Genomic DNA, 25,007 nt, shown 5'->3' on the forward strand with positions numbered 1-25,007 from the left:
GCACAGAGCACAGAGCACAGAGCACAGAGCACAGAGCACAGAGCACAGAGCACAGAGCACAGAGCACAGAGCACATCAGCATATTGCTGCCGCATCATCGCAGGCAGGGCAATCAGGGCCGCCCGGTCATAGACTGCAGCCACACCCGCTAACTGATCTGCGCTCAAGGCGAAGAAGTCACCACAAAGAATATCGGTCTCCGCTGACTGGAAGTGTATAAAGGCACCTTGCCGATCCTCCGAGCAGGCCAGCTCTGCCTCAGCAAAATAGCTACGGCAGGCGCGTTCACTCAACTCACTACCCAGCACGGCATACCCCTGTCCGGCCAGCCACATCATATCCCGGCTTTTGCCACAAAGAGGGACGAACACCCTGCCTGGACGGGCCACCTTCAGTGAATCCCAGAAGCGGGAAAGGGACGGATGAAAATCCTGCCGGTGAAAGCCAATTCGCCCCTCCTCCCAACGGCTATGCCAGAAATCATGCTTCATAACGTCATTTTTGCCCAGAAATCACACAAATTATTCAAATTCATTCACGCAGTCCGTGCCTAGCTGATGCCAAGCCGGTATAATTGCTCGATATTTTGACTGACAAAAAGCCAGATAGACAGTTTTACATGACTAGACCTTCTTCGTTTGATCGCGCTGAGCTGCTGCAATGTGGCCACGGCGAAATGTTCGGCCCGGGCAATGCCCGTCTGCCAATCGACAATATGCTGATGATGGATCGCATTCTGAATATCTCTGCCGAAGGCGGTGAATACGGAAAGGGCGAAATCGTTGCAGAACTCGACATCAACCCGGACCTGTGGTTCTTCCAGTGCCACTTCGAAGGCGACCCGGTTATGCCTGGCTGCCTCGGACTGGATGCTATGTGGCAGCTGGTCGGTTTCTATCTCGGCTGGAAAGGTAACCCTGGCCGCGGTCGCGCCCTGGGTTCCGGTGAAGTTAAATTCTTCGGTCAGGTACTGCCGACCGCTAAGAAAGTAACCTATCGCATCAACCTGAAGCGCGTAATCGAGCGCAAACTGGTGATGGGTATTGCCGATGGCAGCATGTCCGTAGATGGACGTGAAATCTACACCGCTAAAGATCTGCGTGTCGGCCTGTTTACTTCGACCGACAACTTCTGATTAGTACGGCCCTGAAGATATCTGCAGGGCCGTCTTCGTTACCCCTCTGCCTGTTAAAGAGTTCCATTGGCTAATGCATCAGGGGCTATCGCAGAATAAACCATTAATTTCGTTTATTAAAATAAACTCCAGAGTGAAAGAAGAGAGGCATCACATGCGACGGGTCGTTGTTACCGGTATGGGAATCGTGTCCTGCCTGGGCACTGATAAAGAAGCAGTCCTTGAATCACTGCAGCAGGGCCGCTCTGGCATTAAGTTCCAGGAAGACTACAAAGAGCGAGGCTTCCGCAGCCAGGTTGCGGGCAGTATTGATATCGACTTCGCAGAGAAGATCGACCGTAAACTGCTGCGTTTTATGGGTGATGCAGCGGCATACACCTACATCGCGATGAATGAAGCAATCGCCGATGCGAACCTGGCTGAAGACCAGGTTTCCAACGAACGCACCGGCCTGATCGTAGGTTCCGGTGGCGCATCTGCGGCAAACATTGTCGAAGCCGCTGATATCACACGTGAAAAAGGCGTTAAGCGCGTAGGCCCTTATCGTGTAACCCGCACCATGGGGTCCACAGTATCAGCCTGCTTGGCAACACCATTCAAGATCAAAGGCGTTAACTACTCCATCACCTCTGCCTGCGCTACCAGCGCACACTGCATCGGTACGGCGATGGAACAGATCCAGCTGGGCAAACAGGATGTCGTCTTTGCCGGTGGCGGTGAAGAGCTGCACTGGTCCCAGACTGCAATGTTTGATGCCATGGGTGCGCTGTCCACCAAGTACAACGACACTCCGGAAAAAGCCTCCCGCGCCTACGACGCCAACCGCGATGGGTTCACCATTGCCGGCGGTGCTGGCGTACTGGTTATCGAAGAACTAGAACACGCTAAAGCACGTGGCGCCAAGATTTACGCTGAGCTGGTTGGTTACGGAGCGACCTCCGATGGCTACGACATGGTAGCTCCGTCCGGCGAAGGCGCTGTACGTTGCATGAAGCAGGCGATGGCCACTGTTGATGGCGATATCGACTACATCAATGCCCACGGCACTTCTACTCCTGCTGGCGACATGCAGGAACTGAAAGCGATGAAAGAAACCTTTGGTGACAGCATGCCTCCGGTAAGCTCCACCAAGTCCCTGTCCGGTCACTCTCTGGGTGCCGCCGGTGTACAGGAAGCGGTTTACTGCCTGCTGATGCAGGAGAATAACTTCATCGCAGCCTCCGCCAACATCGACGAACTGGATGTCAATGCTGAAGGCATGCCAATCGTCCAGGAACGTCGTGACGGCGTGAACCTGGAACGCGTAATGTCCAACAGCTTCGGCTTCGGCGGCACCAACTCGACTCTGGTATTCCAGAAGTACAACGGTTAACAGCTGTCTGCAGCCGCTAAAAAACCGCCTCCGGGCGGTTTTTTTGTGGGCTTTTAACAGCGGCAAATCGAACAACACATCAACGCCTGACTAGCCACAGATGCACAGGCACAAAAAAACCGCCGAATGGCGGTCTTACTGGCGGTTTTGGGCTTTGGACTTAATGCCTCTCGCCTTGCTCAGGCATGGTTAAATGCCTTCATCTCGTCCAGCAGCCAGCCGATTGAGTCATCATGCACTTCATCAACACTGCGCTCGGCAGCCTTGATCGCAGGACCTATCTTCACCGTCACGGTACCTGGAAATTTCACGAAGCTCTTACCGGGCCAGAACTCCCCAGCATTGTGGGCGATCGGCACAATCGGCACGTCTCCCGCAACAGCCAGCATTGCCCCACCTTTATTGAAGCGCCCCAACTCACCGACCGGCACCCGGGTACCCTGAGGGAAGATCAGCACCGGAATCTCTTCGGCCAGGCGCTCCTTACCCTGAGTCAGCAACTGCTTCAGGGCACCACGACGTTTACTACGATCCAGCGCTATCGGCTTCAAAAGCCCCAACACCCAGCCAAAGAACGGTATATTCAGCAGCTCTTGCTTCAGCACCGTACACTGAGGGCGCACCAGCGTCAGGAAGAACAAGGTTTCCCATTCACTCTGGTGATTGGATATCACTACGTAACCACCGGATTGCGGCAGATTTTCCCGCCCTTCGACCCGCACTTTCAGGCCACAACAAACCCGGAGCCAGAAAATATAGAAGTAGTTGATCATGCTGATCAGCCGGAAACGGGCACGGAACGACAGCAGCGGCGCCACCAACAGACAAAGCGACGAGAAGATGATCGTTACCAGATAAAAGCCCAGATAGTAGACCCCTGAGCGCAGGTAATGCAGCAGGTTAGGCTTTGCTTCCATTCTCAGCCTCCGGTCACCGGCGGAAAGTAGGCAACCTCTTCATCGCCCTGAATAACACAATCCTGATCAACCATCTCCTGGTTCACGGCCACCAGCAGATTAGCGGCGGCCAGCGGCTGCCAGCCATCCCCACGGGCAATCAGGTAATCGGTCAGCTGCGCCACTGTTTCAACACCTTCAGGCAGCGCAAGGCTTTCCTGGTCAGTTCCCAGCTGTTCGCGCAGACTGGCAAAATATACGAGTTTCAACATCTCAGGCCTCCGCTTGCCAGTGGCCACTTTTGCCACCTTTCTTTTCCAGCAGTTTTACCGCACTGATCACCATTCCCTTATCCACCGCCTTACACATATCGTAGATTGTCAGCGCAGCAACCGATGCTGCCGTCAGCGCTTCCATCTCTACTCCGGTCTGGCCGGCCAGCTTACAAGTGGCATGGATACTGATACAGCTATTGGCCACATCAGGCTGCAACTCAACGGTGACTTTACTCAGCATCAGCGGATGACACAGCGGTATCAGGTCACTGGTTCGCTTGGCCGCCTGAATGCCGGCAATACGGGCAACCGCCAGCACATCACCTTTCTTGTGGCCACCTTCGGTGATCAGCTTTAGGGTTTCCGGCAACATCTTCACTTCAGCGCAGGCAGTCGCCTCACGGCTGGTTACCGCTTTTTCGGAGACATCCACCATATTGGCGTGCCCCTTTTCATCAAGATGAGTCAGGCGGCTCATGAGCCCTCCAGTCTTTGCTTGTTCAGTACCGGATTAGCGTACATCTGACGCAGAATATCCTGCGCACCATTAGCAACCCGGGCCAGGCGCGCATCAAAGTCAGCACTCTCGCTGCCGCTGCATTTTTCTGCATCACCCGCAGCCAGATAATTGGACGGATGCAGGTAGTAATTACTGATAATCTGGCGATCGATCTCTGCCGCCAGCGCTTCAGGCGTCTCGAAGTCCCCATTGATCACGTCACCAAAGGCCACATGGACATGCCCTTTCTGACCAACGATTCCCTTAACGATACTGTCGATATCTTCATGCTGGGATTTTTCGTACTGACCGTCCTTCGCCAGTGCGAAGAGTTCATTCGCCTTCAGATAATCACAGGGATCATATTCGTAGGAGATCGAGACCGGCACGATATTGAGGCGCTTGCTCACCTCGGCAAAGCTGCCCGACTTACGCTGGGACATATAGAACATCTTCAGGATGGCCGGATCGGTGGAATCATTACCGTCTTTGGCCCGACCTTCACGCTGGGCGATCCACACCGAGTGCCCGGTCCTGATACTGTCATTGATATAACCGGATAACTGCGTCAGCGCAGCCATCATCTCCCGCGGCCCCTTGGCAGAACGGTTAACGATGAAGCTCTTATTGAGTCGCATCAGGTCGGAAACGTAAGGCTTGCTGAGCAGGTTATCTCCGATTGCGATGCGCACGGTATCCATCTTGTACTGGAAACGCACCCAGTTGACGAATGCCGGATCCATGGCGATATCACGGTGGTTAGAGATAAACAGATAAGCTTCATCCGGATCCAGCTGATCAATCCCACTGCAGGTCAGCTTGGTCGTGGAGCGGGCGATCATCTTTTCCATGTAGCTGGCTACCAGCTCCTGGCAGGCCCGTATGGTTTCCACCTCTCCGACTTTACGCGCCAAAGCAATACGCGCCACCGGTTTCAGTAGCCAGCCAAGGTACGCCGCCGCGCGCGGGAACTGGTATTCGGTTACCGCCGAGATAAATTCGTCATCATAGAGCAGGCGGTTCAGTACTTCTGTCACCTCTGCGTCATTGTAGGGACGAATTTCGCGATATAGATCCTGTGTATCTGTCATCAGCCTCTCAGCTCTTTTAGCCTGAAAATAAGGGGACATATTCTACCGCTTTCAGGCCCCGGTTGCAGCGAAGGGGCAGAAATCACCGCATGATTCTGCCCCGCGGTTAATCCTGCAACTCGCTAAAGGGAATAAACCCGATCAGATCCCCCTCACTGACCCGGGTATCCGGCGGTACAACCGCCAGACCATTGGCCCAGCTGGCTGAAGAGAGCATACCGGAACTCTGGTTACTAAATGGAACCACCTTCCCGTCGGCCAGCCGTGCCCGCAGATATTCCTGACGTACAATCGCCCGGGAGCGATTAAAGCCTGCCTGCGCCTGCACCATCAATGGCGCAACGTCCAGTGCCCCCTGCTGACGTAACAGGCAGGGTCTGGCAAAGAGGCAGAATGTGATCAGTGCGGAAGCGGGATTGCCCGGCAAGCCGAAAAACGGTACCCCGGCTACCCGCCCGTAGGCCAGCGGCTTACCCGGCTTGATCTTGATCTTCCACAGATCCAGCTCACCCAGGCGCTCGACCGCCGCTTTGACATGGTCTTCCTCCCCGACAGATACGCCACCGGTACTGATAATCGCATCAGCACTGGCCGCAGCCTGCAGCAGAGCCTGTTCGGTATCCTCTGCACTGTCTTTGACCTGTCCGAGATCAACCAGTTGCATACCGAGCCTGGCCAGCAACCCGGCCAGCAGGTAGCGGTTGGAGTTATAGATCTTGCCCGGCCCCAGCGCCTGCCCCGGCTCAACCAGTTCATCGCCGGTCGACAGGATGGCGACCCTTAAGGGCCGAGCCACCTTAACCTTGGAAATACCAACCGATGCCAGTAACCCCAGATCCGCAGGCTGCAGGCGGCGCCCGACCTCCAGTACCGTCGCACCGGCGCAAATATCCTGCCCCTGTGGTCGAATATTCTGCTGCGCTTTAACGCCGGCCGGAATGATGACCTGCTCACCTTGCAGCCGGACATTTTCCTGAATCACAATCGCATCAGCCCCGGGCGGAATCTCCGCGCCGGTAAAGATCCGTGCACAGCTCCCCGGCTCAAGTGGCTGCGGTGCGTGGCCTGCAGGTATTCGCTGACTAACCGGCAACAGCGTATCGCCATCTGCGACCAGGTCACCGACAGCGACGGCATAGCCATCCATACTGCTGTTATCTGCCGGAGGTACCGCAACTGCCGCAGCCGGTGCCTCCGCCAACACCCGGCCTACCGCACTCATCAGGGCAACAGTTTCGGTTTTATCACTCACAGGCGTCCGCTCCAGCAAGCGACTCAGCGCTTGCTCCATCGGCATCAGGCCCGGATTGTCGCAGCTGCGCATATAGCCTCCTCAGCCCGCGCTGTGCGCCAGAATCATGGCAACAAAGTTACAGGGCTTATGGCGGATATCCAGCTGCTCACAGATCAGCTTATCCCAGCCGGTACGGCAGGCACCGGTCGATCCCGGCAGGCAGAAGATCACCGTACCATTTGCCAGCCCGCCCAATGCGCGGGACTGCATGGTCGAGGTTCCGATCTCTTCGAAAGAGACCTGACGAAACAGCTCGCCAAAACCTTCAATCTGTTTATCAAACAGCGGCAACATCGCTTCAGGCGTGGAATCTCGATTGGAAAAACCGGTACCCCCGGTGGTGACGATCACCTGAATGGCCGGATCAGCGATCCAGGCGGAAACCACAGCCCGCATCTGATAGACATCATCTTTAACGATCATCTTATCAGCAAGCGTATGACCTGCGTCCTGAACACGCTGCTGCAACGCCTGGCCGGAACGGTCGGTTTCTTCGGTTCGGGTATCAGAGACGGTCAGTACAGCTATGTTCAGTGATTGAAATCCGGCAGCGGCTTCAGCATGCGCCATAGTAATTCTCCTGATCTGTTAGTTCCGGGGATACAGCCCCTGCTTCGATCCCCTGCCCCGGCGAGAAGGCACGCCGGAAGATCGCGTGCAGGCCGCGCTCTGTCAAAGTTCTTCCGTGGTTGGGTGGTCAGAATATCGGGCGGCATTGAGGAGGGGACCACCAGCAGAATATCACAGCGCTGAATAGGGGCACAGATATTGATGCGGACAGCTTGATCTGTAACAGATGCCCGTTAACTAACAAGCCGTGCCGAAGCGTCTAAACTGATTGCCGGGACTAACTGCAAAAGGATGACACTATGAAAAATCCCCTGGCTCTATTACTGCCCATCACCATCTGCTGCGCTTACTCAAGTGCCCTGCAGGCCGAATGGCAACTGGACAATGAACGCTCGGCCTTCTATTTCGCTTCTATAAAGAAGAATAATGTGTTCGAAAGCCACCGCTTTGAGAAGCTGAGTGGCAGTATTTCTGATGCCGGTGAAGCCCGCCTTGAGATCGACCTGAGCTCCGTAAACACCAATATCGGCATCAGGGATCAGCGTATGCGGGAGATGCTGTTCAGCCTCGCCGACCATCCCCGGGCCAGCTTCAGTGCCAGCATCGGTGCCAAAGCCCTGAACGGCCTTAAACCCGCAGAGATAAACCACCTTCCCCTACAAGGCCAACTGACACTGAATGGGGTAACAAGACCACTCGACAGCACCCTGAGCCTGACCCGGCTAACAGCATCGACCCTGATGGTCAGAACCCTCGCACCGGTCGTCATCAAGGCCGATGACTACGCCCTGGACTCCGGCGTTGAAGCGCTACGCAGCGTAGCAAACCTGACCTCAATCTCGCTGGCCGTTCCAGTGACATTCGAACTCATCTTCCGTCAGCAATAAGGTTGGTAACAGGTCGCTTGCACGGGTTAATATTCGGGCCGGACTCAACAAAGGAACACACTGTGAGCTACCTGTTTCTGAAACACCTGCACCTGACAACCGTCGCGCTGAGTATTACTCTTTTCCTGCTGCGCAGCATCTGGATGCTGATCGATTCTCCCAGCCTGAACAAACGCTGGGTAAAGATAGTGCCGCATATTATCGACAGCGTTTTACTGCTGAGCGCAATCGGCCTGACAATAGTGCTGTCCCAATACCCGATTGCCGAGCACTGGCTGACCGCTAAGGTCGCGGGCCTGATCGCCTATATCGTGCTGGGAACTATTGCCCTGAAGCGGGGGAAAACCAAAAGCACCCGTACTGTTGCGTTGGCGGGTGCCCTGGCATGCCTGGGATATATCATCGGGGTGGCGCTGTCGCACTCTCCCCTATCCTGGCTCGCTGCCTGAGGTTTCCGGCTGATAGATTGAGCGCATCACGGCGCTCAATTCATTCCGCCAGGGACGCTGGCGAATACCGAAGGTATTCAGCAGTTTACGACACACCAGCACCGAAGAGATCGGCCGTTGTGCTTCATAGGGGAAGTCTTCGGCCGCCACCGGCGTCAGGTTCTGACAACGCAGCGATTCATATTCCCCTGCCATCGCCATGATTTCGCGCGTAAAACCATAGAGAGAGGTGATCTCTGCACCAGTGTAGTGATAAGTTCCCCACGCCTCGGCACCGGATTCCAGCTGCTTTAGTACTGCCATCAGCACCCGCGCGATGTCAGCCGCCGATGTAGGGCAGCCACGGCGATCATCGACCGCAAGCATGTTGTCCTGGCGACGACACTGGTCCAGGGTACGTAACACATAGTTATCGCCGGCCGGACTGAATACCCAGCTGGTACGTATGATTATATGCCGCGGCAGGAACTGCCGTAACAGCTCTTCACCCTGCCACTTACTCTTACCGTAAACCCCCAGCGGAGCCGCCTCATCATCTTCGGTATAGCCGCTGGCGTAGTGACCATCAAAGACGTAGTCGGTCGACAGGTGCAACATCGGCACAGCCAGCTCACCACAGGCCAGCGCAAGCAGCTCGACGCCGCGACTGTTAATGGCGTAGCTCTGCTCAGCTTCCTTTTCAGCACTGTCGACCCGATTATATTCAGCACAGTTCACCACGTAATGCGGCATGTGCTTATCCAGACAGGCTCTGACAGCATCTTCATCGGTGATGTCCAGCTGCTCCTTACTGAGCGCAATCACCTCAAAGAAACTGTCTGCACTGGCAGCATTAGCCAGCGTGGAGCCGACCTGTCCGGCGGCGCCGGTTATCAGAATCTTGACCGGGTCTGCATACATCCCTGATACCCCGGCTTAGAACGGGATATCGTCGTCGAAATCATCGAAGCCCGGCGCCTGCTGAGGAGCAGACTGAGGCTGTGCCGGCGGCTGCTGCGCCTGTTGCGGCTGCTGCGGTGCGGACTGCTGATAACCGCCCTGCTGCGGTGCTTGCTGTGGTGCCTGCTGCGGGCGCTGCTGGTAATTCTGTTGCGGCGCCTGCTGCTGGCCGTAACCCATCTGGTCACCCTGATTGTAACCACCGTCGTTCATCGAACCACCGCGGCTATCCAGCATCTGCATCTCAGCGGCAACAATCTCGGTCGTATACTTATCCTGACCGCTCTGATCCTGCCACTTACGGGTACGCAATGAGCCTTCGACATAGACTTTGGAGCCCTTGCGCAGGTATTCACCGGCAATCTCGGCCAGACGGTTAAAGAACACCACCCGATGCCACTCGGTACGCTCCTGCTGCTGGCCGGTGTTACGGTCTTTCCAGCTTTCACTGGTCGCGATGGTCACATTGGTAACCGCGCCACCTGATGGCATATAACGCACTTCGGGGTCGCCGCCCAGATTACCGACAAGAATTACTTTATTTACACCACGAGCCATTAAAATCTCCGCCTTTAAATCGTTTGCTATGGTCGCGCCGGATACACTGGTCGCCACCCTGTTGCCTGAGGCAAAGAATACCACAGACCCCGCTTCGGGTTACATCCAATCTAACTGTTCCGAGGGCTGATAGCAGCCGCAGAACACTTTATAATTTTGCCTTTTCCCTTTTACTCCGGAGAGAGTATGGACAAGATCGTCGTCAGAGGTGCCCGCACGCATAACCTGAAAAATGTCGACCTAGAGATCCCGCGGGATAAGCTGGTCGTCATTACCGGCCTCTCCGGATCGGGTAAATCGTCACTGGCATTTGACACCCTGTATGCCGAGGGTCAGCGCCGCTATGTTGAATCCCTCTCCACCTATGCCCGCCAGTTTCTCTCGGTGATGGAAAAACCCGACGTCGATCACATCGAAGGGCTGTCCCCGGCTATATCGATCGAACAGAAGTCCACCTCCCACAACCCCCGTTCCACCGTAGGAACGATCACCGAGATCTACGACTACCTGCGCCTGTTGTTTGCCCGTGCCGGTGAGCCACGCTGTCCCGATCATGATCTTCCGCTGGCCGCGCAAACCATCAGCCAGATGGTCGACCAGGTACTGGCGCTGGACGAAGGCAGCAAGCTGATGCTGCTGGCTCCGGTCGTACAGGGACGCAAGGGCGAACACCTGCACACCCTGAGCGAGCTGAAGGCTCAGGGATTTGTGCGCGCGCGGATCAATGGGCTGGTAGTCGATCTCGACAGCGCCCCGGAACTGGATAAAAACAAGAAGCACAGTATCGAAGTGGTTATCGATCGCTTTAAGGTCCGTGCCGACCTGCAGACCCGGCTGGCAGAATCATTTGAAACCGCGTTGGAGCTGACCGACGGTATCGCCAAGGTCGCCTGGATGGAAGGCGAACGTGACGACCTGGTGTTCTCCGCCCGCTTTGCCTGTCCGGAGTGTGGTCACAGCATCCAGGAGCTGGAACCACGGCTGTTCTCCTTCAACAATCCGCACGGTGCCTGTCCGAGTTGTGACGGCCTGGGTGTGAAACAATACTTTGACCCTAAAAAAGTGGTGCAGGATGCCAGCCTGACCCTGTCAGAAGGCGCTATCCGCGGCTGGGACAGACGCAGCCTCTACTACTTCCAGCAACTCAAGGCCGTCGCGGCCCACTATGAATTTGATATCGACACGCCGTTCTCCTCGCTCAGCGAGAAACAGCAGAAAGCGATCCTCTACGGCAGCGGCAAAAGCCCGGTACCTTTTCGCTACCTCAATGATCGCGGCGATATCATCGAAAAACAGCACCCGTTCGAGGGCGTGATCAATAATCTGGAGCGCCGCTACCGGGAAACCGAGTCGGATGTGGTGCGGGAAGACCTGGCCAAGTACCTCAATATGCAGCCCTGCCCCGGCTGTAATGGCAGCCGCCTGCGTCGCGATGCCCGTCATGTCTATATTGACGACCGTACTCTGCCACAGATAGTCACCCTGCCGATCGGCACCTGTTTCGACTATTTCACCAATCTACAGCTGAGCGGCAAACAGGGCGAGATCGCCGAGAAGATCCTGAAAGAGATCCGCGAACGGCTATCGTTCCTGGTCAACGTCGGCCTCGAATACCTCTCACTGGAGCGTAACGCCGAAACACTCTCCGGCGGTGAAGCACAGCGTATCCGCCTCGCCAGCCAGATCGGCGCCGGTCTTGTCGGCGTGATGTATATCCTCGACGAGCCGTCCATCGGCCTGCACCAGCGTGATAACGACCGCCTGCTGAAGACGCTGGAACACCTGCGCAACCTTGGCAATACCGTGATTGTGGTCGAGCATGACGAGGATGCCGTGCGATTGGCCGATTATGTGATCGATATCGGCCCCGGCGCCGGGGTTCACGGTGGCCAGGTTATCGCAGCGGGTACCCCCGAAGAGGTGATGAACAACCCGGACTCCATCACAGGCCAGTATCTTATCGGCAGCCGCAAAATCGAAATCCCGCCACAGCGCACCCCGGCGGGCGATAAGAGACTCAGGCTTAACGGGGCGAGCGGCAACAACCTGCGCGATGTCAGCCTGGAAATTCCGGTCGGTCTGTTTACCTGTATTACCGGTGTTTCCGGCTCCGGCAAGTCCACCCTGATCAACAGTACGCTATATCCGCTGGCAGCCACCGAACTGAATAAGGCAACTACCCTGGATGCCTCGCCCTACCGTTCTGTTGAAGGGCTGAAACATTTCGATAAAGTGATCGACATTGATCAGAGCCCGATCGGCCGCACTCCGCGCTCCAATCCGGCGACCTATACCGGTATATTCACCCCCATCAGGGAACTGTTCGCCGGCACCCAGGAAGCCCGTTCACGTGGTTACAAGCCGGGTAGGTTCAGTTTTAACGTCAAGGGCGGCCGCTGTGAAGCCTGTCAGGGCGACGGCGTCATCAAGGTCGAGATGCACTTCCTGCCGGATGTGTATGTACCTTGTGATGTCTGTAAGGGCAAGCGCTACAACCGCGAGACGCTGGAGGTGAAGTACAAAGGCAAGAGTATCGATGAAGTACTGGAGCTAACCGTGGAAGACGCCCGTGAATTCTTCGACGCCATTCCGGCACTGGCCCGCAGGCTGCAGACCCTGATCGATGTCGGCCTGAGCTACATTCGCCTGGGCCAGGCGGCGACAACACTTTCCGGCGGTGAAGCCCAGCGCGTTAAACTGGCTAAGGAGCTTTCCAAGCGCGATACCGGTAAAACCCTGTATATCCTCGATGAACCAACCACCGGGCTACATTTCTACGATATACAGCAGTTACTCACCGTACTGAACCGTCTGCGCGACCATGGCAATACCGTCGTGGTGATCGAGCACAACCTGGATGTCATTAAGACGGCTGACTGGATCATTGACCTCGGCCCTGAAGGCGGCATTAACGGCGGTATGATTATCGCCGAAGGCACGCCGGAACAGGTCGCTGAAGCTGAAGGCTCCCATACCGGACGCTTCCTCAAGCCGATGCTGAGGTAACCTCAGGAGATCCCGTGCAGATCGTCCACTAAAGCCGGCCGGCGCGACAAACAAAGCCTCCGCTCTGCTATAGCAGACACGAAAAAGCCGCAGCGAATTGCTGCGGTTTTTATTTGCCCCCGGCACTGAAGCTGAGGCAGAGCTAGCGTTCAGCCACAAAAAAGCCCGGCACAAGGCCGGGCTTTCTAAGACTGATGCTATTGCTTAGTCTTCAGCTACTTCTTCAGCAGCAACTGGACGGTCAACCAGCTCAACGTAAGCCATAGGCGCATTATCGCCTGCGCGGAAACCACATTTCAGAATGCGGATGTAACCGCCTGGACGCTGCGCGTAGCGCGGGCCCAGTTCGTTGAACAGTTTACCAACAGCAACTTTGTTGCCAGTACGAGCAAAGGCCAGACGGCGGTTTGCTACGGAATCGTCTTTTGCCAGCGTGATCAGTGGCTCTGCATAGCTACGCAGTTCCTTCGCTTTCGGCAGAGTGGTTTTAATCACTTCATGCTCGAACAGAGAAACTGCCATGTTTTTAAACATGGCTTTGCGGTGCGCACTGGTACGGCTGAACTTACGACCAGATTTACGATGACGCATTGTTAAATCCCTACCAAACTAGTCAGATAGAATCGCCGACTTACGAAGCGACTTTATCGTCGTTCTTGAGGCTAGCAGGCGGCCAGTTTTCCAGGCGCATGCCCAGAGAGAGGCCTTTAGATGCCAGCACGTCTTTAATTTCAGTCAGCGACTTCTTGCCCAAGTTCGGAGTCTTAAGCAGTTCTACTTCTGTACGCTGAATCAGATCGCCAATGTAGTAGATCTGTTCTGCCTTCAGACAGTTGGCGGAACGTACAGTCAGCTCGAGATCGTCAACCGGACGCAGGAGGATCGGATCGATTTCCGGCTCTTCCGGTTCATCTTTAGCCTGATCTGCACCATCTTCGAGATCAACGAAGACAGCCAGCTGCTGCTGCAGAATAGTAGCAGCACGACGAATGCACTCTTCTGGATCGATAGTGCCGTTAGACTCAATATCGATTACCAGTTTGTCCAGGTCGGTACGCTGCTCGACACGTGCGCTCTCTACTACGTAGGAAACGCAACGCACCGGGCTGAACGTAGCGTCCAGCTGCAACCGACCGATGGCACGAGTTTCATCCTCATCGGATACACGAGCATCAGCAGGTACGTAACCACGGCCACGGCCGATACGCAGCTGCATATTGATGCTAGAGCCTTCGTTCAGGTGCGCAATGACGTGATCTGGGTTTGCGATTTCAACGTCCTGGTTCAGCTGGATATCACCAGCAGTCACAGGACCCGGCTCGCTTTTACTCAGAGTCAGCGTTGCTTCATCACCGTTGTGCAGTGAGATAGCCACGCCTTTCAGGTTCAGCAGGATCTCAATGACATCCTCCTGCACCCCATCAATTGTGCTGTACTCGTGAAGTACGCCATCGATCTCAACTTCCGTTACGGCACAACCCGGCATGGAAGAGAGAAGGATGCGGCGCAGTGCATTGCCCAGCGTGTGGCCAAAACCCCGCTCCAGCGGCTCCAGAGTCACTTTTGCACGAGTTTTGCTAATTTCCTGCACGTCAATGTGACGTGGACTTAGAAACTCGTTTACCGAACGCTGCATAGTTCCACCACTTAACATTTCAAGAATTACTTGGAGTACAACTCGACAATCAGCTGCTCATTGATGTCGGCAGACAGATCGCTACGCTCAGGAGATGCTTTGAAAGTACCTTCCATTTTGCCTGCGTCTACTTCTACCCACTCAATAGGAGCGCGCTGAGAGGCCAGTTCCAGAGCGTTTTTGATACGCAGCTGGTTCTTAGCTTTCTCGCGTACTGCAACCACGTCGCCTGCTTTCACCTGGTAGGAAGCGATGTTCACTACCACACCGTTAACGGTGATCTGACGGTGAGATACGACCTGGCGCGCTTCAGCGCGGGTAGCGCCAAAGCCCATGCGGTATACAACGTTGTCCAGACGCCCTTCCAGCAGCTGAAGCAGGTTTTCACCTGTAGCGCCAGTGCGACGTGCGGCTTCTTTGTAGTAGTTGCGGAACTGACGTTCCAGTACGCCGTACATACGACGAACTTTTTGTTTCTCGCGCAGCTGCAGGCCGTAGTCGGATAGTCGACCACGACGTGCGCCGTGCATACCTGGGACAACTTCAGCTTTACACTTGCTGTCCAGTGCGCGTACGCCGCTTTTCAGGAACAGGTCTGTTCCTTCGCGACGAGACAGCTTGCACTTAGGTCCAAGATAACGAGCCATATTACTGTCTCCGGATTAAACGCGACGTTTCTTAGGCGGACGGCATCCATTATGTGGGATAGGCGTCACGTCTGTGATATTTGCGATCTTGTAGCCGCAGCCGTTCAGTGCACGAACTGCAGACTCACGACCAGGTCCAGGACCTTTTACAAATACGTCGAGGTTTTTAAGGCCATACTCTAGTGCAGCCTGTCCAGCGCGCTCGGCAGCAACCTGAGCAGCGAACGGGGTGCTCTTACGGGAACCACGGAAGCCGGAGCCGCCTGAAGTTGCCCAGGAAAGAGTATTGCCCTGGCGATCAGTAATAGTGATGATCGTGTTGTTAAAAGAGGCGTGGATGTGCGCGAAGCCGTCCGCTACCTGCTTTTTAACCTTTTTACGTGTGCGATTGCCTGGCTTTGCCATTGTGGGAATTCCTATCGCTTAACACTTACTTACGGATCGGCTTACGCGGGCCTTTACGTGTGCGAGCATTTGTTTTGCTGCGCTGGCCGCGTACCGGCAGGTTGCGACGGTGGCGCAGGCCACGGAAGCAACCAAGGTCCATAAGACGCTTGATGTTCATAGAGACTTCACGACGCAGATCGCCTTCAACGGTCAGCTTGGATATTTCTCCACGAACATTATCCAGCTGCTCATCGTTCAGATCAGCAATCTTCGTGCTCGGCGCGATGCCGCATGCCTCACAGATACCCTGGGCGGTAGTACGACCGATCCCGTAAATGTAAGTCAGAGAAATTACCGCATGCTTATTGTCAGGAATGTTGACGCCAGCTATACGGGCCATTCTATTTACTCCGTTTGGGGTCCGCGGTGAAGGCCTGTGGCTCTTGCCTGTGGCTCTTGCAGTGCGGACCGTAAATTCGTTACGTTCGTGGAAGGCGCGAAATAATACACCCTGATCAAAATTAAATCAAGGCCAACGCCTTCCACGCCCACGTCAGGTTGAAAATTAACCCTGACGCTGTTTGTGACGCGGCTCTACTTTACAGATCACACGTACAGAACCGTTACGACGAACGATTTTGCAGTTACGGCAGATCTTCTTAACAGATGCACGTACTTTCATGATCTACTCCAGTTGGTGCTCAGCGCATCAGACCTGCGCCGCCACCTTTGAGATTAGATTTCTTCATCAGCGATTCGTACTGGTGAGACATCAGGTGTGACTGTACCTGCGCCATGAAATCCATCACGACAACAACTACGATCAACAGCGACGTACCACCGAAGTAGAACGGCACATTCCATGCAACCACCAGGAACTGCGGCATAAGCGACACAGCGGCAATGTACATGGCGCCGAACAGGGTCAGACGGCTAAGCACGGTGTCTATATAACGTGCTGACTGCTCGCCCGGACGAATCCCTGGGATAAAGGCACCTGATTTCTTCAGGTTATCTGCTACATCACGCGGATTGAATACAAGAGCCGTGTAGAAATAGCAGAAGAACACTATGCAGATCGCAAACAACAGGATGTACAGAGGCTGTCCCGGCCCTAAGGCCAGCGCCACATCCTGCAACCATTCCATTCCCTCTGTCTGACCAAACCACTGGCCGATAGAGGCAGGGAACAGCAGAATGCTGGAAGCGAATATCGGCGGAATAACACCGGCCATATTCACTTTAAGCGGTAAATGGCTGGACTGAGCCGCGAATACGCGACGTCCCTGCTGTCGCTTAGCGTAGTTAATGGTGATACGGCGTTGACCGCGCTCCATAAACACTACGAAAGCTACTGTAGCCACAGCTACCACAGCGATCAGCAACAGCGCCAGGATGTTCAGATCACCCTGACGAGCTGCCTCAAAGGACTGACCGATTGCACTTGGCAATCCGGCCACTATACCGGCGAAGATCAGAATGGAGATACCGTTGCCGATACCACGCTCTGTAACCTGCTCACCCAGCCACATCAGGAAGACGGCACCTGCGACCAGAGTCACGACAGCAACAAAATAGAAGCTGACGTCGGCAGTAAATGCCACGCCCTGATTCGCCAGACCGACGGCCATACCAAACGACTGAACAGTCGCCAGGATTACCGTTCCATAGCGGGTGTACTGATTAATTTTACGTCGACCAGCCTCGCCTTCTTTCTTCAACTGCTCCAATGTCGGACTCACCACCGTCATCAGCTGCATGATAATCGATGCAGAGATATACGGCATGATGCCCAGTGCGAGGATACTCATTCGCTCCAGCGCACCACCGGAAAACATGTTAAAGAGACTGAGGATAGTCCCCTGGTTCTGATCAAACAACGCGGCAAGACGATCTGGATTGATACCAGGCACCGGGATATGCGCCCCGATACGGTACACTACAATCGCCAGCAGCACGAACAACAGACGAGATTTTAACTCACCCAGTCCGCTCTGCATTCCTGCCGGTATAGGTCCTTGTTTAGCCATTTACGCCTCGACTTTACCGCCAGCAGCTTCGATCGCAGCCTGTGCACCTTTGGTCACTTTCAGACCTTTAATGGTGACAGCTTTGGTGATTTCGCCTGACAGGATCACCTTAGCAACTTTGATTTCGTTGCGGATGATGTCTGCCGCTTTCAGCGCAGCGAGATCAACTACTTCAACGCCTGCAGCTGCCAGTTCGTTCAAACGAATCTCAGCAACGTAGCGGGCTTTACGAGAGTTGAAACCAAATTTTGGCAGACGACGCTGCAAAGGCATCTGACCGCCTTCAAAACCTGGCTTCACAGAACCGCCGGAGCGGGATTTCTGACCCTTGTGGCCACGACCACAAGTTTTACCCAGACCGGAACCGATACCGCGACCTACGCGTTTCGGAGCGTGCTTAGCACCTTCCGCTGGACTCAGAGTGTTCAGACGCATGTGACGAACTCCTCTTACTCGCCTTCTACACGGACCATGTAGCTGACTTTGTTGATCATGCCACGGACAGACGGAGTGTCTTCCAGCTCTACAGTGTGTCCGATACGACGCAGGCCGAGACCCTTAACGCAAAGCTTGTGCTTTGGCAGAGTACCGATCGGGCTACGTACCAGAGTTACCTTAACAGTGTTAGCCATTACCGATTACCCCAGGATATCTTCTACGGACTTACCACGCTTGGCAGCAACATCGTCAGGCGAGTTCATTGCAGCCAGGCCTTTGATAGTCGCACGTACTACGTTTACCGGATTGGTAGAGCCGTAGCATTTAGCCAGTACGTTGTGTACGCCCGCGATTTCCAGAACTGCACGCATCGCACCACCGGCGATTACACCAGTACCCTGAGAGGCTGGCTGCATGTAGACCTTGGAAGCACCGTGACGTGCTTTTACCGGATACTGCAGAGTGTCGCCATTCAGTTCTACCTGAATCATGTTACGACGCGCCTGCTCCATCGCTTTCTGGATAGCAACCGGCACTTCGCGCGCTTTACCGCGACCGAAGCCAACACGGCCGTTACCATCGCCAACAACAGTCAGAGCGGTGAAGCCGAAGATACGACCACCCTTAACTACTTTAGCTACACGGTTAACCTGAACCAGTTTTTCCTGGAGATCACCGTCTTTCTGTTCGTGATTTGCCATCTTCGACCCCTTTAGAATTCCAGACCGCCTTCACGGGCCGCATCAGCCAACGCTTTGACACGACCGTGGTATTTGAAACCGGAACGGTCGAAGGCAACCTTGCTTACACCAGCTTCTTTAGCACGCGCAGCGATCAGGGAACCGATCTTCTCCGCAGCAGAAACGTTGCTGGTAGCTTCTGCACGCAGGTCTTTTTCTACAGTTGACGCAGCTGCCAGAACAGTGCTGCCGTCAGCAGAAATAACCTGAGCGTACATGTGACGCGGTGTGCGGTTAACACACAGGCGTGCCATACCCAGCTCGCGCATTTTCAGGCGAGAGCGGCGGGCACGACGGATACGAGACTGTTTCTTATCGTTCATGACCCTGCCTTACTTTTTCTTCGCTTCTTTACGGCGAACATATTCATCAGCGTAACGAACACCTTTACCTTTGTAAGGCTCTGGTGGACGGTAGCCACGGATTTCAGCCGATACCTGACCAACAGTCTGCTTATCAGCGCCGCTGATAATGACAGTCGTGTTGTTAGGAACTTCAGCCTTGATACCTTCAGGCAGTTCGTAATCGATAGGATGAGAGAAACCGAGAACCAGGTTCAGTGTGTTGCCTTTTACCGCAGCACGGTAACCAACACCCTGCAGGTTCAGAGTCTTCTTGAAACCTTCGCCTACGCCTACAACCAGGTTATTCACCAGGGAGCGCATAGTACCAGACAGCGCGTTAGCCTGCTTGGAACCATCTTTAGGTGCGAAAGTCGCAACATTCTCTTCCAGCTTCACCTCAACAGACGCGTGAACGTCCATAGACAGCTCGCCGTTCTTGCCTTTAGCGGTAACTTTCTGACCGTCGACTTTCAGCTCAACGCCTGCAGGTACAACTATAGGGCTTTTCGCAATACGAGACATTGGATAACCTCTTAGAATACCGTGCAGATCACTTCACCACCGACACCCGCAGCGCGAGCAGCGCGGTCAGTCATGACACCCTTGTTTGTAGAGACAATAGCGACACCCAGGCCAGCAGAAACTTTAGGCAGCTCTGTAGAACCTTTGTAGATACGCAGGCCTGGACGGCTTACGCGCTTGATCTCTTCAATTACCGGCTTACCTTCGAAGTATTTCAGCTCGACAGTCAGTACTGGCTTAGCTTCGCCTTCTACTGCGTAGTCAGCGATGTAACCTTCGTTCTTCAGAACTTCAGCTACAGAAACCTTCATTTTGGAAGACGGCATGGACACGGCCTGCTTTTCAGCCATGTGGCCGTTACGGATACGGGTAAACATATCCGCCAGTGTATCTTGCATACTCATGCGTATTTACTTCCTCTCTTGTGCAGCGCGACGCGGTAGCAGTAACCTGCCCTGACCGCCGCGCTTACCGATTGACCAGCCGGATTACCAGCTAGCCTTCTTCAGACCCGGAATGTCGCCACGCATAGCAGCTTCACGCACTTTGTTGCGGCACAGGCCGAACTTGCGGTAAACGCCGTGTGGACGACCAGTCACCTGGCAGCGACGCTGCTGGCGAACCGGGTTAGCATCACGAGGCAGCTTCTGCAAAGCTACCTGCGCATCCCAAACCTGATCTTCAGAAGAGGCTGGGTTGCGGATGATTTCTTTAAGCTCAGCACGTTTAGCAGCGTACTTAGCGACGGTCTTAGCACGCTTGGTTTCGCGTGCCTTCATTGATTCCTTAGCCATGATATACCCCTATCACTTCTTGAACGGGAAGTTCAGGGCGGCCAGCAGGGCACGACCCTCGTCGTTAGTCTGAGCAGTGGTGGTGATGGTGATATCCATACCACGCAGACGATCTACCTTGTCGTATTCGATCTCAGGGAAGATGATCTGCTCTTTAACACCCATGCTGTAGTTACCACGGCCGTCAAAAGACTTAGGGTTCAGGCCACGGAAGTCGCGGATACGTGGGATAGAGATATCTACCAGGCGATCCAGGAATTCCCACATACGCTCACCGCGCAGGGTAACTTTGCAACCAATCGGCCAGCCTTCACGAACTTTGAAGCCAGCGATAGATTTGCGAGCCAGAGTAACAACAGGCTTCTGACCAGCAATAGCAGTCATATCAGCTACTGCATTTTCCAGCAGTTTCTTGTCGCCCAGTGCTTCACCAACACCCATGTTCAGGGTGATTTTAGTTACACGTGGCACTGCCATTACGTTAGGGCTGTTCAGCTCTTCTTTCAGCTGCAGCTTAACGGAATCGTTATAAAGCGCTTTCAATCTAGACATGTCATCAACTCCCCTTAGCCGACCAGTTCGCCGGTGGACTTGAAGATGCGCACTTTAGTGCCGTCTTCAAGCAGTTTGAAGCCCACACGGTCACCCTTGCCAGTCTGAGCATTGAAGATTGCAACGTTAGAAACAGCGATAGCCGCTTCTTTCTCAACGATGCCACCCTGCTGCTGAGCCATTGGGTTCGGCTTCTGGTGCTTCTTAACCATGTTGATGCCAGAAACGATCAGACGATCGTCGGCCAGGACACGTACGACTTTGCCACGTTTGCCCTTGTCTTTACCTGCGATGACGATGACTTCATCGTCGCGACGAATTTTGCGCATTTTAACCTCTTTCCTACTACCCTCTCATGCTCAAAAACGCCAACGCCTCTCGGCGTTAGCGTTTTCACATAAACCAAGCTACACGGAGCTTGATCTTTACAGCACTTCAGGCGCCAGGGAAACAATTTTCATGAACTTCTCAGAGCGAAGCTCACGCGTTACTGGGCCGAAGATACGAGTCCCGATCGGGGCATCGTTTGCGTTCAGCAAAACCGCAGAGTTAGTATCAAAGCGGATTACTGAGCCATCAGAACGACGAACACCTTTACGGGTACGCACTACGACAGCTTTAAGAACCTGACCTTTCTTCACTTTGCCACGCGGAATGGCTTCTTTAACAGTGACTTTAATGATGTCACCAACACTCGCGTAACGACGGTGAGAGCCGCCAAGGACCTTAATACACTGCACACGCTTGGCGCCGCTGTTGTCAGCAACATCAAGCATCGATTCAGTTTGAATCATGGTCTACTCCACAAACTCTATTAAGCGGCTGCCTGCCGTTACTACTGACAAGCAAGCCGGTAATGGAGCGAAGGGGCTATATATTACACCTTCGCTGCACGCTCTTCAATGCGAACCAGTGACCAAGTTTTGGTCTTTGAGTGCGGACGGGTCTCGGCGATAGTCACCAGATCACCCATTTTGCACTCATTTTTGTCGTCATGAGCATGCAGTTTGGTGGAACGCTTTACAAACTTACCGTAAATCGGATGTTTTTCTTTGCGCTCAACCATAACTGTGATGGTTTTATCCATCTTGTCACTTACAACGCGACCGGTCACAGTTCGAGTACGTTTTTCTGCGCTCATACTTAGTTACCTGCCTTTTCGTTAAGCACCGTCTTAATGCGAGCAATGTCGCGACGCACCTGACCCAGCAGGTGGCTCTGCCCCAGCTGACCAGTAGTCTTCTGCATACGCAGATTAAACTGCTCTTTCAGAAGACCCAGCAGTTCCTGCTGAAGCTCTTCGACGGACTTTTCACGCAGTTCGATAGCTTTCATCACATCACCGTCCGTTTAACAATAGTTGTTGCAACAGGCAGTTTGGCCGCAGCCAGGTTGAATGCTTCCGCAGCCAGATCTTCAGGCACACCGCTCATTTCGAACAGTACTTTACCAGGCTGAATCTGAGCTACCCAGTATTCAACGTTACCCTTACCTTTACCCATACGTACTTCCAGAGGCTTGTTCGTAATAGGTTTGTCAGGGAAGATGCGAATCCAGATCTTACCACCACGCTTTACGTGACGAGTCATGGTACGACGAGCCGCCTCAATCTGGCGGGAAGTGATACGGCCACGGCCTGTGGCCTTAAGACCGTACTCGCCAAAGCTTACCTTGCTACCGCGCTGAGCCAGACCGCGGTTGCGGCCTTTCATCACCTTACGGTATTTCAGTCGTTTTGGTTGTAGCATCGACGTCTACCTCACTTACCTTTCTTCTTAGGCGCTTTCTTCTCAGCACGTACCTGTTCGATACCGCCGAGGACTTCGCCTTTGAAGATCCAGACTTTAACGCCAATCACACCGTAAGTAGTGTGCGCTTCGTAAGTAGCGTAATCGATGTCTGCACGCAGAGTGTGCAGAGGCACGCGGCCTTCACGATACCATTCTGTACGAGCGATCTCAGCGCCACCCAGACGGCCGCTAACCTGCACTTTGATACCTTTAGCGCCCAGACGCATAGCATTCTGAACCGCGCGCTTAGTAGCACGACGGAACATAACACGACGCTCCAGCTGACTAGCAACGCTCTGCGCTACCAGCTTGGCATCCAGTTCAGGCTTGCGTACTTCTTCGATGTTGATGTGAACTGGCACACCCATCATCTGAGAAACTGCATTACGCAGCTTCTCTACGTCTTCGCCTTTCTTACCAATCACGATACCCGGACGGGCAGTGTGAATAGTAATTTTTGCATTCTGAGCCGGACGTTCAATTTCGATACGGCTAACAGATGCGTTCTTCAGCTGCCCTTCCAGGTACTCACGTACCTGCAGATCGTTCAGCAGCTTGCTTGCGTATTCGCTTTTGTCGGCATACCACACAGACGTGTGGTCTTTAACAACGCCGAGACGAATACCGGTCGGATGTACTTTCTGACCCATTTCGAACTCTCCTAGCAGTCAGCTCTTAGTCAGCCACCTTGACGGTGATGTGGCAGGTGCGCTTCAGTATACGGTCAGCGCGACCCTTCGCACGCGGCTTAATGCGTTTCATAGTCATACCTTCGTCAACGAAGATAGTAGAAACGCGCAGCTCGTCGATATCAGCACCTTCATTATGCTCTGCGTTTGCAATCGCAGACTCCAGTACCTTCTTCACGAGCGCCGCACCCTTTTTCGGGCTGAACGCAAGGATGTTCAAGGCATCGGCCACAGACTTACCGCGGATCTGATCAGCGACCAGACGGGCCTTCTGGGCGGAGATGCGTGCGCCTTTGAGTTTAGCGGCAACTTCCATCATCTAACCCCCCTTACTTCTTCTTGGCCTTCTTGTCGGCTGCGTGACCACGATAAGTACGTGTAGCAGCAAACTCACCCAGTTTGTGACCTACCATGTCTTCAGTGATATACACTGGGACATGCTGACGGCCGTTATGTACTGCAATCGTCAAACCGACAAAGTTCGGGAAGACGGTAGAACGACGAGACCAAGTCTTAATAGGACGACGCTCGTTGTTCTCAATTGCAGCTTCTACCTTTTTCAGCAGATGAAGGTCGATAAATGGACCTTTTTTCAGTGAACGTGGCACAGCTGTATCCTCAACCTAGTTATTTGGCTTGACGACGACGTACGATCAGTTTGTCCGTACGCTTGTTCTTACGGGTCTTGTAGCCCTTAGTTGGAACGCCCCATGGAGTAACAGGGTGACGACCACCAGAGGTACGACCTTCACCACCACCATGTGGGTGATCAACCGGGTTCATTGCAACACCGCGAACGGTTGGACGAACACCACGCCAGCGCGTAGCACCAGCTTTACCCAGCTGACGCAGGGAGTGTTCAGAGTTGCCAACTTCACCCAGTGTCGCACGACACTCGATAAGAACTTTACGCATCTCGCCAGAACGCAGACGCAGAGTTGCATATGCGCCTTCACGTGCAACCAGCTGAGCAGAGGTACCAGCGGAACGCGCCATCTGCGCGCCTTTACCTGGTTTCAGCTCGATACAGTGCACTACAGAACCCACTGGAATGTTACGCAGCGGCAGAGTGTTACCTGGCTTGATAGGAGCATCTTCGCCGGAAACGATCTGCGCACCGGCGCTAATGCCTTTAGGTGCGATAATGTAACGACGCTCACCGTCTGCGTATTTCAGCAGCGCGATATGAGCGGAGCGGTTTGGATCATATTCCAGACGCTCAACAGTCGCTGGGATTCCGTCCTTGTTGCGACGGAAATCGATAACACGGTACTGCTGCTTGTGACCACCACCAACGTGACGAGTCGTGATACGACCGTTGTGGTTACGACCACCAGTCTTGGATTTCTTCTCAACCAGCGCTGCATGAGGCTTACCCTTATGCAGTTCAGAGTTGACCACCTTGACCAGGTGACGACGTCCAGCAGAGGTCGGCTTAGTTTTAATCACTGCCATTTTTTAAACCTC

The 25,007-nt window shown here is 54.2% G+C and carries 38 protein-coding genes; 5 read left to right on the top strand and 33 right to left on the bottom strand.

Translation table 11 applies throughout. The features are described 5' to 3' along the window. A partial coding sequence (locus Q354_RS28995) for a class I SAM-dependent methyltransferase (RefSeq protein WP_211252238.1) occupies positions 1-491 on the bottom strand: 491 nt, incomplete at its 3' end. A 128-nt stretch (positions 492-619) separates the two neighbouring features. On the opposite strand from Q354_RS28995, the gene fabA reads away from it, so the two are divergent. Further along, positions 620-1,135, top strand: a complete 516-nt coding sequence (fabA, locus tag Q354_RS0109630) for a 3-hydroxyacyl-[acyl-carrier-protein] dehydratase FabA (protein WP_027857417.1) — start codon at positions 620-622, stop codon at positions 1,133-1,135. A 154-nt stretch (positions 1,136-1,289) separates the two neighbouring features. Next, positions 1,290-2,507, top strand: a complete 1,218-nt coding sequence (gene fabB, locus Q354_RS0109635; RefSeq protein WP_027857418.1) for a beta-ketoacyl-ACP synthase I — start codon at positions 1,290-1,292, stop codon at positions 2,505-2,507. 179 nt (positions 2,508-2,686) lie between these two features. Here fabB and Q354_RS0109640 read toward each other — a convergent pair whose 3' ends face one another. The 6 genes from Q354_RS0109640 to moaB form a co-directional block, all read right to left on the bottom strand. After that, the gene (locus Q354_RS0109640) at positions 2,687-3,424 is read right to left on the bottom strand and encodes a lysophospholipid acyltransferase family protein (RefSeq protein WP_027857419.1); all 738 of its coding nucleotides are present in this window, start codon (positions 3,422-3,424) and stop codon (positions 2,687-2,689) included. 2 nt (positions 3,425-3,426) lie between these two features. Further along, positions 3,427-3,675 (bottom strand): molybdopterin converting factor subunit 1, encoded by a 249-nt coding sequence (gene moaD / locus Q354_RS0109645; RefSeq protein WP_027857420.1) that lies wholly within the window; start codon positions 3,673-3,675, stop codon positions 3,427-3,429. Between the two features lies 1 nt (position 3,676). Then, on the bottom strand, positions 3,677-4,156 hold the full coding sequence (gene moaC / locus Q354_RS0109650; protein WP_027857421.1) for a cyclic pyranopterin monophosphate synthase MoaC: 480 nt from the start codon (positions 4,154-4,156) through the stop codon (positions 3,677-3,679). Next, on the bottom strand, positions 4,153-5,268 hold the full coding sequence (locus Q354_RS0109655; protein ID WP_027857422.1) for a 1-acyl-sn-glycerol-3-phosphate acyltransferase: 1,116 nt from the start codon (positions 5,266-5,268) through the stop codon (positions 4,153-4,155). The genes moaC and Q354_RS0109655 overlap by 4 nt, the downstream gene beginning before the upstream one ends. Before the next feature lie 106 nt (positions 5,269-5,374). Then, positions 5,375-6,592, bottom strand: a complete 1,218-nt coding sequence (locus Q354_RS0109660; RefSeq protein ID WP_027857423.1) for a molybdopterin molybdotransferase MoeA — start codon at positions 6,590-6,592, stop codon at positions 5,375-5,377. A 9-nt stretch (positions 6,593-6,601) separates the two neighbouring features. Next, positions 6,602-7,132, bottom strand: a complete 531-nt coding sequence (gene moaB, locus Q354_RS0109665; RefSeq protein WP_027857424.1) for a molybdenum cofactor biosynthesis protein B — start codon at positions 7,130-7,132, stop codon at positions 6,602-6,604. 299 nt (positions 7,133-7,431) lie between these two features. On the opposite strand from moaB, the gene Q354_RS0109670 reads away from it, so the two are divergent. Then, positions 7,432-8,019 carry a YceI family protein gene (locus tag Q354_RS0109670; RefSeq protein ID WP_027857425.1) on the top strand — a complete coding sequence of 196 codons (588 nt, stop codon included), beginning with the start codon at positions 7,432-7,434 and terminating at the stop codon, positions 8,017-8,019. Between the two features lie 62 nt (positions 8,020-8,081). Further along, the gene (locus Q354_RS0109675; protein ID WP_027857426.1) at positions 8,082-8,468 is read left to right on the top strand and encodes a SirB2 family protein; all 387 of its coding nucleotides are present in this window, start codon (positions 8,082-8,084) and stop codon (positions 8,466-8,468) included. On the opposite strand, the gene rfbD is transcribed toward Q354_RS0109675, so the two are convergent. Together rfbD and ssb are read right to left on the bottom strand one after the other, a co-directional pair. Continuing rightward, positions 8,448-9,368, bottom strand: a complete 921-nt coding sequence (gene rfbD, locus Q354_RS0109680) for a dTDP-4-dehydrorhamnose reductase (RefSeq protein ID WP_027857427.1) — start codon at positions 9,366-9,368, stop codon at positions 8,448-8,450. The two genes, Q354_RS0109675 and rfbD, sit on opposite strands and share 21 nt — an antisense overlap. Before the next feature lie 15 nt (positions 9,369-9,383). Then, on the bottom strand, positions 9,384-9,965 hold the full coding sequence (gene ssb, locus Q354_RS0109685; protein ID WP_027857428.1) for a single-stranded DNA-binding protein: 582 nt from the start codon (positions 9,963-9,965) through the stop codon (positions 9,384-9,386). 186 nt (positions 9,966-10,151) lie between these two features. Here ssb and uvrA point away from each other — a divergent pair, with 186 nt between their 5' ends. After that, positions 10,152-12,971 carry an excinuclease ABC subunit UvrA gene (gene uvrA / locus Q354_RS0109690; protein WP_027857429.1) on the top strand — a complete coding sequence of 940 codons (2,820 nt, stop codon included), beginning with the start codon at positions 10,152-10,154 and terminating at the stop codon, positions 12,969-12,971. 204 nt (positions 12,972-13,175) lie between these two features. On the opposite strand, the gene rplQ is transcribed toward uvrA, so the two are convergent. The 24 genes from rplQ to rplB form a co-directional block, all read right to left on the bottom strand. Next, positions 13,176-13,562, bottom strand: coding sequence for a 50S ribosomal protein L17 (gene rplQ / locus Q354_RS0109695; protein ID WP_027857430.1), 387 nt, complete (start codon positions 13,560-13,562; stop codon positions 13,176-13,178). 40 nt (positions 13,563-13,602) lie between these two features. Next, positions 13,603-14,607 carry a DNA-directed RNA polymerase subunit alpha gene (locus Q354_RS0109700; RefSeq protein WP_027857431.1) on the bottom strand — a complete coding sequence of 335 codons (1,005 nt, stop codon included), beginning with the start codon at positions 14,605-14,607 and terminating at the stop codon, positions 13,603-13,605. Between the two features lie 26 nt (positions 14,608-14,633). Further along, entirely contained in the window at positions 14,634-15,254 is a 621-nt protein-coding gene (rpsD, locus tag Q354_RS0109705) for a 30S ribosomal protein S4 (RefSeq protein WP_027857432.1), read from the bottom strand. A 15-nt stretch (positions 15,255-15,269) separates the two neighbouring features. Beyond that, entirely contained in the window at positions 15,270-15,659 is a 390-nt protein-coding gene (rpsK, locus tag Q354_RS0109710; RefSeq protein WP_027857433.1) for a 30S ribosomal protein S11, read from the bottom strand. Positions 15,660-15,684: 25 nt separating this feature from the next. Next, complete coding sequence (gene rpsM / locus Q354_RS0109715; protein ID WP_027857434.1) at positions 15,685-16,041, bottom strand: 30S ribosomal protein S13; 357 nt, start codon at positions 16,039-16,041, stop codon at positions 15,685-15,687. A 165-nt stretch (positions 16,042-16,206) separates the two neighbouring features. Then, entirely contained in the window at positions 16,207-16,323 is a 117-nt protein-coding gene (rpmJ, locus tag Q354_RS0109720; protein ID WP_007021200.1) for a 50S ribosomal protein L36, read from the bottom strand. 19 nt (positions 16,324-16,342) lie between these two features. After that, positions 16,343-17,671, bottom strand: coding sequence for a preprotein translocase subunit SecY (gene secY / locus Q354_RS0109725; RefSeq protein WP_027857435.1), 1,329 nt, complete (start codon positions 17,669-17,671; stop codon positions 16,343-16,345). Continuing rightward, positions 17,672-18,106 (bottom strand): 50S ribosomal protein L15, encoded by a 435-nt coding sequence (rplO, locus tag Q354_RS0109730; protein WP_027857436.1) that lies wholly within the window; start codon positions 18,104-18,106, stop codon positions 17,672-17,674. 14 nt (positions 18,107-18,120) lie between these two features. Next, the gene (rpmD, locus tag Q354_RS0109735) at positions 18,121-18,303 is read right to left on the bottom strand and encodes a 50S ribosomal protein L30 (RefSeq protein WP_027857437.1); all 183 of its coding nucleotides are present in this window, start codon (positions 18,301-18,303) and stop codon (positions 18,121-18,123) included. Between the two features lie 6 nt (positions 18,304-18,309). Beyond that, a complete protein-coding gene (rpsE, locus tag Q354_RS0109740) occupies positions 18,310-18,810 on the bottom strand; it encodes a 30S ribosomal protein S5 (RefSeq protein WP_027857438.1) in 501 nt (166 codons plus the stop codon). An 11-nt stretch (positions 18,811-18,821) separates the two neighbouring features. Then, positions 18,822-19,172: a 50S ribosomal protein L18 gene (gene rplR / locus Q354_RS0109745; protein ID WP_027857439.1), complete on the bottom strand. Its 351-nt coding sequence runs from the start codon at positions 19,170-19,172 to the stop codon at positions 18,822-18,824. A gap of 9 nt (positions 19,173-19,181) precedes the next feature. Beyond that, entirely contained in the window at positions 19,182-19,715 is a 534-nt protein-coding gene (gene rplF / locus Q354_RS0109750) for a 50S ribosomal protein L6 (protein WP_027857440.1), read from the bottom strand. An 11-nt stretch (positions 19,716-19,726) separates the two neighbouring features. Further along, entirely contained in the window at positions 19,727-20,119 is a 393-nt protein-coding gene (gene rpsH / locus Q354_RS0109755) for a 30S ribosomal protein S8 (RefSeq protein ID WP_027857441.1), read from the bottom strand. Between the two features lie 84 nt (positions 20,120-20,203). Then, the gene (gene rpsN / locus Q354_RS0109760) at positions 20,204-20,509 is read right to left on the bottom strand and encodes a 30S ribosomal protein S14 (protein ID WP_027857442.1); all 306 of its coding nucleotides are present in this window, start codon (positions 20,507-20,509) and stop codon (positions 20,204-20,206) included. Between the two features lie 12 nt (positions 20,510-20,521). Then, complete coding sequence (gene rplE, locus Q354_RS0109765; protein WP_027857443.1) at positions 20,522-21,061, bottom strand: 50S ribosomal protein L5; 540 nt, start codon at positions 21,059-21,061, stop codon at positions 20,522-20,524. Positions 21,062-21,075: 14 nt separating this feature from the next. Continuing rightward, positions 21,076-21,390, bottom strand: coding sequence for a 50S ribosomal protein L24 (gene rplX, locus Q354_RS0109770; protein WP_027857444.1), 315 nt, complete (start codon positions 21,388-21,390; stop codon positions 21,076-21,078). 96 nt (positions 21,391-21,486) lie between these two features. Beyond that, positions 21,487-21,855: a 50S ribosomal protein L14 gene (gene rplN / locus Q354_RS0109775; protein ID WP_027857445.1), complete on the bottom strand. Its 369-nt coding sequence runs from the start codon at positions 21,853-21,855 to the stop codon at positions 21,487-21,489. 83 nt (positions 21,856-21,938) lie between these two features. Beyond that, positions 21,939-22,202 carry a 30S ribosomal protein S17 gene (rpsQ, locus tag Q354_RS0109780; protein ID WP_027857446.1) on the bottom strand — a complete coding sequence of 88 codons (264 nt, stop codon included), beginning with the start codon at positions 22,200-22,202 and terminating at the stop codon, positions 21,939-21,941. 2 nt (positions 22,203-22,204) lie between these two features. Then, positions 22,205-22,396 carry a 50S ribosomal protein L29 gene (gene rpmC, locus Q354_RS0109785; protein ID WP_027857447.1) on the bottom strand — a complete coding sequence of 64 codons (192 nt, stop codon included), beginning with the start codon at positions 22,394-22,396 and terminating at the stop codon, positions 22,205-22,207. Further along, entirely contained in the window at positions 22,396-22,809 is a 414-nt protein-coding gene (rplP, locus tag Q354_RS0109790) for a 50S ribosomal protein L16 (RefSeq protein WP_027857448.1), read from the bottom strand. Before rplP ends, rpmC begins: the two co-directional genes overlap by 1 nt. 11 nt (positions 22,810-22,820) lie before the next feature. Further along, the gene (gene rpsC / locus Q354_RS0109795) at positions 22,821-23,501 is read right to left on the bottom strand and encodes a 30S ribosomal protein S3 (protein WP_027857449.1); all 681 of its coding nucleotides are present in this window, start codon (positions 23,499-23,501) and stop codon (positions 22,821-22,823) included. Between the two features lie 25 nt (positions 23,502-23,526). Then, on the bottom strand, positions 23,527-23,859 hold the full coding sequence (gene rplV, locus Q354_RS0109800) for a 50S ribosomal protein L22 (RefSeq protein ID WP_456085365.1): 333 nt from the start codon (positions 23,857-23,859) through the stop codon (positions 23,527-23,529). 10 nt (positions 23,860-23,869) lie between these two features. Beyond that, positions 23,870-24,148, bottom strand: a complete 279-nt coding sequence (gene rpsS, locus Q354_RS0109805) for a 30S ribosomal protein S19 (protein ID WP_027857451.1) — start codon at positions 24,146-24,148, stop codon at positions 23,870-23,872. 19 nt (positions 24,149-24,167) lie between these two features. Beyond that, complete coding sequence (rplB, locus tag Q354_RS0109810) at positions 24,168-24,995, bottom strand: 50S ribosomal protein L2 (RefSeq protein ID WP_027857452.1); 828 nt, start codon at positions 24,993-24,995, stop codon at positions 24,168-24,170. Positions 24,996-25,007 lie beyond the last annotated feature (12 nt).

The sequence above is a fragment of the Marinobacterium jannaschii DSM 6295 genome, from assembly GCF_000620085.1.
Taxonomy (GTDB): Bacteria; Pseudomonadota; Gammaproteobacteria; order Pseudomonadales; family Balneatricaceae; genus Pontibacterium; species Pontibacterium jannaschii.